The 6341-nt window shown below is 68.1% G+C and carries 11 protein-coding genes; 8 read left to right on the forward strand and 3 right to left on the reverse strand.

Going from position 1 to position 6341, the window contains the following annotated elements; translation table 11 throughout:
• Positions 1-6 precede the first annotated feature (6 nt).
• Positions 7-696 (forward strand): hypothetical protein, encoded by a 690-nt coding sequence (locus WBA97_RS34700; protein WP_424235230.1) that lies wholly within the window; start codon positions 7-9, stop codon positions 694-696.
• A 2-nt stretch (positions 697-698) separates the two neighbouring features.
• On the opposite strand, the gene WBA97_RS34705 is transcribed toward WBA97_RS34700, so the two are convergent.
• Positions 699-1130, reverse strand: a complete 432-nt coding sequence (locus WBA97_RS34705; protein ID WP_424235231.1) for a hypothetical protein — start codon at positions 1128-1130, stop codon at positions 699-701.
• A gap of 200 nt (positions 1131-1330) precedes the next feature.
• Between WBA97_RS34705 and WBA97_RS34710 the strand changes: the two genes are divergently transcribed.
• Genes WBA97_RS34710 through WBA97_RS34740 form a run of 7 tightly spaced genes read left to right on the forward strand, consistent with a single transcriptional unit; the run spans position 1331 to position 5162 of the window.
• Positions 1331-1597, forward strand: coding sequence for a hypothetical protein (locus tag WBA97_RS34710; RefSeq protein WP_424235232.1), 267 nt, complete (start codon positions 1331-1333; stop codon positions 1595-1597).
• On the forward strand, positions 1594-2109 hold the full coding sequence (locus tag WBA97_RS34715) for a hypothetical protein (protein ID WP_424235233.1): 516 nt from the start codon (positions 1594-1596) through the stop codon (positions 2107-2109). The genes WBA97_RS34710 and WBA97_RS34715 overlap by 4 nt, the downstream gene beginning before the upstream one ends.
• On the forward strand, positions 2109-3047 hold the full coding sequence (locus WBA97_RS34720) for a peptidoglycan recognition protein family protein (protein ID WP_424235234.1): 939 nt from the start codon (positions 2109-2111) through the stop codon (positions 3045-3047). Before WBA97_RS34715 ends, WBA97_RS34720 begins: the two co-directional genes overlap by 1 nt.
• A 23-nt stretch (positions 3048-3070) precedes the next feature.
• Entirely contained in the window at positions 3071-3418 is a 348-nt protein-coding gene (locus tag WBA97_RS34725; protein ID WP_424235235.1) for a hypothetical protein, read from the forward strand.
• A 3-nt stretch (positions 3419-3421) separates the two neighbouring features.
• Positions 3422-3787: a phage tail fiber protein gene (locus tag WBA97_RS34730; RefSeq protein WP_424235236.1), complete on the forward strand. Its 366-nt coding sequence runs from the start codon at positions 3422-3424 to the stop codon at positions 3785-3787.
• 1 nt (position 3788) lies between these two features.
• A complete protein-coding gene (locus WBA97_RS34735) occupies positions 3789-4892 on the forward strand; it encodes a LamG-like jellyroll fold domain-containing protein (protein WP_424235237.1) in 1104 nt (367 codons plus the stop codon).
• On the forward strand, positions 4893-5162 hold the full coding sequence (locus WBA97_RS34740) for a hypothetical protein (RefSeq protein WP_424235238.1): 270 nt from the start codon (positions 4893-4895) through the stop codon (positions 5160-5162). It begins immediately after the preceding gene.
• 326 nt (positions 5163-5488) lie between these two features.
• Here the strand turns inward: WBA97_RS34740 and WBA97_RS34745 are convergent, their stop codons facing one another.
• Together WBA97_RS34745 and WBA97_RS34750 are read right to left on the reverse strand one after the other, a co-directional pair.
• A complete protein-coding gene (locus WBA97_RS34745) occupies positions 5489-6061 on the reverse strand; it encodes a helix-turn-helix domain-containing protein (protein WP_424235239.1) in 573 nt (190 codons plus the stop codon).
• Entirely contained in the window at positions 6052-6294 is a 243-nt protein-coding gene (locus tag WBA97_RS34750; protein ID WP_424235240.1) for a hypothetical protein, read from the reverse strand. Before WBA97_RS34750 ends, WBA97_RS34745 begins: the two co-directional genes overlap by 10 nt.
• Between the last annotated feature and the right edge of the window lie 47 nt (positions 6295-6341).

A 6341-nucleotide genomic window follows, 5' to 3' on the forward strand; every position in this document is an offset into this window, starting at 1 on the left:
GGCGCGATGCTCACACAGATCATGGGGCGACTGTCCGAGGCGGAGCGGAAGACGCTGTACTCGGCGTCGGTTTCGCAGGGCGGCCTGACCGTGCAGGACGGTGGGGCGATGCGGCTCCGCCTCGACAACGGGGTTGACGTCTTCTACGCAGGGCCGCTCCACTATGACGACCCGGTCGTCAACTACAACGGCATCATCATGCGGCGCCCGGATGGGTCACCGATCTTCTACACGTTCCCGCCCGGCGGCGACCCCAACGTCATCGCCTGGCGATTCTTGGACCAGGACCGCAACGAGGTTCTGGCCAGCGACGCCGTGACCGGTGGACTCGCGAAACCGTGGATCCCGCTCACCGGTGTCCCCGCGCTCTCGTCAGCGATCCCGATGACATCCAACGCTGGCTTCATCGGCACCTGGGCCACCGGGTCGGTGCCCAAACAGCAGCCCTACGTCGAAGTGCAGGCGCTGATCCGATCAGAGTCGGGTGGCATCGGCAACGCCCGGTACACGATGAACGGGACACCGGTGGGGTCGTCCATGCCGATCGCGTCGGGCGCGTTCGGGTGGCAGTCCATCCAGGTACTGCCGATCCCCGGCGACTTCTACAACTACATATCTATCGAGCTTGAGGTGCAGCGCACCAATGCATCAGGAACGGTCGGCGGCGTGTTCCGGGGATTCCAGCGTCAGACCTGACGTCAACCCGCGTCAGGCACGTCTCCGATGGTGGGCGGCTGGTTGACCTCGGTCGGGTCGCTGTCCGGCTGCTCAACCGGGACCGGGGCGGGCCCGGGCGCGGGACGCTGCTCCACATCACCGACAGGGTTGTCGGGTGCGACGTCGGGAAGCTGGTCGGCCGGTACAGGCTGGTTCGGGGGCACGTCACCAGTATCCCCCGGGGCGGGCGCGGGAGGTGCCTGCGTGGCGGGCGCGTCGACTGCCGGGGCGCTGTTCTCTGGCGCGGGCGTCGTGGTGGTCGTGGGGGAGTCAGTGACAACCTCAACCTGCCCGGCGGGCCGGGTGTCAGTGTCCTGCCCGGAGGACTGTCCGCCGGCGAGAGCAACAGCGATCCCGGCGATAACCGCAGCGGCTGCGGCGACAGTGCCGCCGACGGCGATGTTCTTGCGCATTTGATCTCCCCTAGGCGCGCCCCGGAATCGGGGGACTTGAACTACTCATCGCATAAGACGCGCCGGACGTAACAGGGTTCCACCGAACCAATTTCGTGCCAGACACGGACCATTCGAGCGAAGCCCGCGGGAGGCACACATGCTCGGAACTTCACTGATCCAATTCCCGCCCAGCGGGTCGTCCGACCAAGGGAGTGCTGGTGCTGCCTCGTCCGCTGGTGATCGCCCTCGCGATCCTGATCTCGATCATGTGGGCGGCAAACCTGGTCGTCGGGTTCCTCTATCCCGGTCGTAGTGACCCGGCCCTGAACGCGATCTTCGCGATCGTTGTCGGTGCGACATTCGCGTTGGGGAGACGGACCGAAAACGGGCCAGCCAGATCGGTCCGTAGCAAGTTGGCGAAGCTCCTGGACTCCGAGCCAAAGACCAATGAAGACGAGTCAGACGACCGGGGTGGTCAGTCGTGACGCCATGGAACTACATCCTCTTGTCCGTGCCGTGGACAGGCGTCGGGTTGCTCGTCGGGTGGTTGATGGGCCGGTCCACGGTGGCGGTTGATGCGCTGGCGGATGCCGTCCAAGACGAGGGAGATCCAGTGCCTGAAGGTCAGATCGCGCGTCGGTCTCGGTTCACAGGGACGCATGTCCTCGGCGCCATCATCGTGATCCTGGGCGTGTTCACCGCTGTCCAGTCCTATGTGCAGAGCGATGCGACCGCGCGTCTGACGGAGTGCCAAACCGCGTACGCGAACGGTTTCGCCGACGCGCTGGATGCGCGCTCGACGGCGACGTCTGAGGCGCAGGACGCGTTGGACCAGCTGCTGTCGTCGGTCGCCGCGGTCACCCCGACCGAGGAAGGCCGTAGGCAGTTTCAGGACGCGCTCACGGCCTACTTGGAGAAGCGGGCTGTGGCGAAGAAGGCGCAGCAGGAGAACCCGTATCCATCACCACCGCGCGACGTGTGCAAGGAGGACGGCTGATGTCGGTCACCCAGTGCCTCGAGGTCAACGCGCGGCTTCGGGCGGCTGGCATCACGGTGCGCGAGGCGGCGGGCTGGCAGACCCGCGGCAACGGGCAGGTGTCTGCCTATGAGGGCGGATTAATCCACCACACCGCGACCGGGTACGGGGTCGCCCTGCCCGGCACCGGTGTGGGCAACCTGCTCATCAACGGCAGGCCGGACCTGGATGGCCCGCTGTGCAACTACGCGGGCAACGACGACGGCTCCATCACCGTGATCGCGGCGCATCCCGCGAACCATGCCGGCGCGTCGGGCGGCCGGTCCATGGGGCCGCTGCCGGTCACGAAGCTGTTCAACCGGCGGGTGATGGGTTTGGAGATCGTGTACCCCGGCACGGTGCCGATGCGGGACGCGCAGTACCGGTCCGCGTTGGTGTGGGCGAAGGCGGTCGCGGATGTTGTGGGCCGCGGCGACCTCGAACGGGTCCGCGGGCACGCCGAGACCTCGATCACCGGCAAGTGGGATCCGGGCAACGCGCCCAACCGAACCATCGACATGACCGCGTTTCGCGCGGCCGCCAAGAACGGAGCGCTGGACGACATGACTCCCGAGCAGGCCCGGATCCTGGGCGACCTCCACGAGGCCCTCATCTCAGGGCACGACTGGACCACCCAGCACAGCAAGTCGCAGGTCTACAAAGTCCTCGGAGACGTGGTCACTCGAGCAGTGGCGGCGGGCCATGAGGCAGGCGCGAAGGCTGACGCTGTCGGCGCCAAGGTCGAGGGCTTGAAGGCCGGCATCGACGAGGCCGTGCAGCGCGGGATCTCCGACTACCTCACCGCGAACCCCCCGACCGTCAAGGTCGAGCTCGACTACACCCTGCTGGCGAAGGCCGTGAACGACGACGCCGACGCCCGCGCCCGAGACAACAACCCGGCCACCGGGCCGCGGTCCTGACACACCCCTCGAAGGGATCTGACATGAACTACGGGAAGTCCATCGCTGCGGTTGTCGCGGCTCTGCTGTCCGCCGCTGTCGCTGCCATGACCGGTGACGCGGTCATCTCCGCGGTCGAGTGGGTGAACGTCGCGATCGCCGGAACCGGTGCGGCGGCGGTGTTCGCCGCACCGAACGTGCCCGGTGCCCGCTTCACCAAGAGCGTCCTCGCGGTGCTGTCCGCGGTGCTGATGCTGTTGACGTCGGTGATCACGGACGGGATCACGTCGACGGAGTGGATGCAGCTCGCGCTGGCCGCGTTGGGTGCGCTCGGCGTGTACGCGGCTCCGTACGCGCGGGTGCAGTCGGCCGCTGTCCTTCGGCAGGGGTGACCGGTGGCTACCGGTGTCCGCGCCGCGGAGGCGAACGAAGATCTCGACGCATTGGCCGCCGAGTACCCGTGGATCAAACTGCACGTCGGTGATCCTGGTGCTGCGGGCACAGCGAATCCGGCGACGGAGACCGATCGGGTCCAGGCCACATTCGGGTCTGCCTCTGGCGGGGTGATCGCCACGAACACGGAGACCCGCTGGAACGGTGTGGCCGGGTCGGAGGACTACACCCACTGGTCCGGGTGGACGGCCTCTACCGCAGGGGCGTGCGGCTGGTCCGGCACGGTCACCGCTGACGCTGTGACGACGGGCAACAACTTCGTCATCCCGTCAGGCGGGTTGACGTTCTTGTTCAACGTCATGGCCTGACGTGGCTGTCCGGTTTGACGCAGCCACCGACCGGATCTCCTACACCGGCGGCGCACCCAACCCCACGGCCGGGTTGACGGTCACGGCGTGGGCGTACGTCTCCGTGGACCAGAACGACTACGCGACGATCTGCCGTCTCTACAACGGTGGCACCGCGGCGACTTTCGCGACGTCCGGAGACGGTCTCGGCGGACCGAACTACTTCACCGTAGGCGGCACCTTGACTTCTGCCACCGGGTTTGTGGTCGGGCAGTGGCGCAAGGTCGCGATCTCCTGCACCGGCACCTCAGGTGCCGTGTACGTGGCCGCGCCCGCGGGTGTCACCGAGGTCGACACCGGCACCGTGGCGGGTGTGGCGGCGCCGAACGCGGTCACGCTCGCCGGGCGGGCGACGGCCGACTCCAGCGAGTGGTGGAACGGGCGCCTCGCCCACGTCCGAGTGTGGACCGTGGCGCTGTCGCAGGCGGAGATCGAAGCCGAGTGGGCCTCGGCAACCCCGGTCCGCACGTCTGGGTTGTGGGCGGCGTGGCCGCTCGCCGTGCACACCGACCTCACCGACGTGTCCGGCAACGGCCGCCATCTCACGGCCGGATCAACCGCGACCACGACGGAGGCTGACCCGCCGATCGCCGTCGACACCACCGGTACCGCGACCGGAACCGGTGGTGGTGCCGGGGCAGCGGCGGGTGTGCGGGAACGGACCGCGACCGCTGCCGGGACTGGCGGCGGGCAAGGGTTGGCCGCTGGTGCGCCCGAGTCCGCGACCGTGACTGGCGCGGCCACCGGCCACGGAGGCGGTGTCGGCGCAGCGACCGGCAGTGAACAGCTGTCGGTCGTCGGTGTCGCATCCGGTGCGGGCGGGGGAGTCGGCGTCGGGACCGGGGTCCGTGAGGTGACTGCGGTAGGGCTCGGCGTGGGCGGTGGCGTCGGCGCGGCGGTGGGAGTCGGTGAGGTGACCGGTGTTGCTGTTGGTGTCGGCGGCGGTCTCGGGGCTGTGGTGGTGTTCGCCGAGTCGGTCACGCCGATCGAGCGGGTGTTCTCCGTCCCTGCCGAGTCACGCGTCCTGACGGTGCCCGCCGAGATACGAGTGCTGGAGGTGACCTGAGTGCCCCTGTACCTCAAGGATCCGGACGCGGTCCTGGACTACGGCGTGGACTGGTCCGCGTGGCTGTCAGAAGGCGAAGCCATCACGGCATCCAACTGGACTGTGCCGTCCGGGATCACGAAGGACAGCCAGTCCCACTCCGGGTCGGACGCCACGGTGTGGCTGTCGGGCGGGACGACCGGGCTGAGCTACGAGGTGACGAACCGGATCACCACGAACCAGGGGCGCACGGACGACCGTTCAATCCAGATCGTGGTGCGCGACCGCTAACCCAGACTGCCCGCGGCGACCACACAACCTCCACCACGGGCATACGTCGGCCCCCACCCAAACCGGATACCGATCCCCTCGGTCCGGTCGGGTGGGGGCCGATTTCGTCGTGTCCACGTCGGGGGAAAGTGTGGGGCGACCCTGTTACCGCAGGGCCGCCCCGGTCCCGTCCAGGAGCAAGAACTGAACGGAGGTCAAGAGGGCGTGTCCCCCAGGGGAATAGCTTTGCCGCTCCCGTGGCATACGCATCCACAGGAGGGTGGACACGGAGGCGTCCCACATTCGAGACAGCCCACACCAGGTGCCGAGTTCGTGGCGGTGCCCATTCAGCTCACCCTCTCCGGCTCCTCGTCGTCCTGCTCCTGCTTGTCGTCGTTGCCCTTGCCGTCACCAAGCGACGCCTCAATCTCGCCCCACGTGTGACCCATACCGCTCACCTCCTCCCGCCTGTTGGCGATCTCTGTCAGATGCGCGACCAGTTCCTGTGGGGGCACCTGTGTCGCGACCGCCAACATCTCAACGCTGGCGGGGTCCAGCAACACCCGGTCCGTGCCGTGGGCCATCCGTGCCTGCGCCCACGCCGCGACCGCCCCATACCGGGGAGTCGGGTCGGCGGCAACCGTCTGCAAATCCACACTGAACACGTCTAGGCAGCTCAGGTACCGGTCCGTCGCCCGCCCCAACAGGGCCGCAGGTGACTCGCCCATCGCTGCGCAGATCTCAACCAGCCGCGCCACCGTCGGTTGCCGTGTCCCGGTCTCGTACGAGGCGAGTGTGTGTGCGGTGATCGTGGACGGTAATCGGGAGGTCAGGTCACGGCGGGAGAGGCCGTGTCGTCGGCGGGCGGCCAGCAGCTCCTCGCCGACCAGCGATGTCACCTGTGCGGCGGTCAGGTCCACCGGTCCCGCTCCTTGTGCGTGTCGGCGAGGTCCCCGCCGTGGATGAGCAGGCACGCCAGGCACCGCTTCGCCCCCGGCAGCGGGTCGATCAACCGTGAGGTTGGTGCGCAGTGGTCACAGATCGCCTCCGACGAGATCTCCCCCAGTTGGGGAAAGGCGTGTACGAAGTGGTCCCACGGGGACTGCCGCCACAGCAGGTCACCAGGCCAGGCAGGGTCGGAGTGTCTACCCATCACGCACCTCCGTGAGGTGGCCTGACGGGCGCGGCACGTCGGGGGCA

Origin of the sequence: Actinophytocola sp. (assembly GCF_049647105.1) — a bacterium.
Lineage (GTDB): Bacteria > Actinomycetota > Actinomycetes > Mycobacteriales > Pseudonocardiaceae > Actinophytocola.

Bases quoted from the DNA above. Each gene is read 5' to 3' on its own strand.
- WBA97_RS34750 (WP_424235240.1), bottom strand. From the start codon at position 6,294: ATGGGTAGACACTCCGACCCTGCCTGGCCTGGTGACCTGCTGTGGCGG.
- WBA97_RS34700 (WP_424235230.1), top strand. From the start codon at position 7: ATGCTCACACAGATCATGGGGCGACTGTCCGAGGCGGAGCGGAAGACG.
- WBA97_RS34705 (WP_424235231.1), bottom strand. From the start codon at position 1,130: ATGCGCAAGAACATCGCCGTCGGCGGCACTGTCGCCGCAGCCGCTGCG.
- WBA97_RS34720 (WP_424235234.1), top strand. From the start codon at position 2,109: ATGTCGGTCACCCAGTGCCTCGAGGTCAACGCGCGGCTTCGGGCGGCT.
- WBA97_RS34725 (WP_424235235.1), top strand. From the start codon at position 3,071: ATGAACTACGGGAAGTCCATCGCTGCGGTTGTCGCGGCTCTGCTGTCC.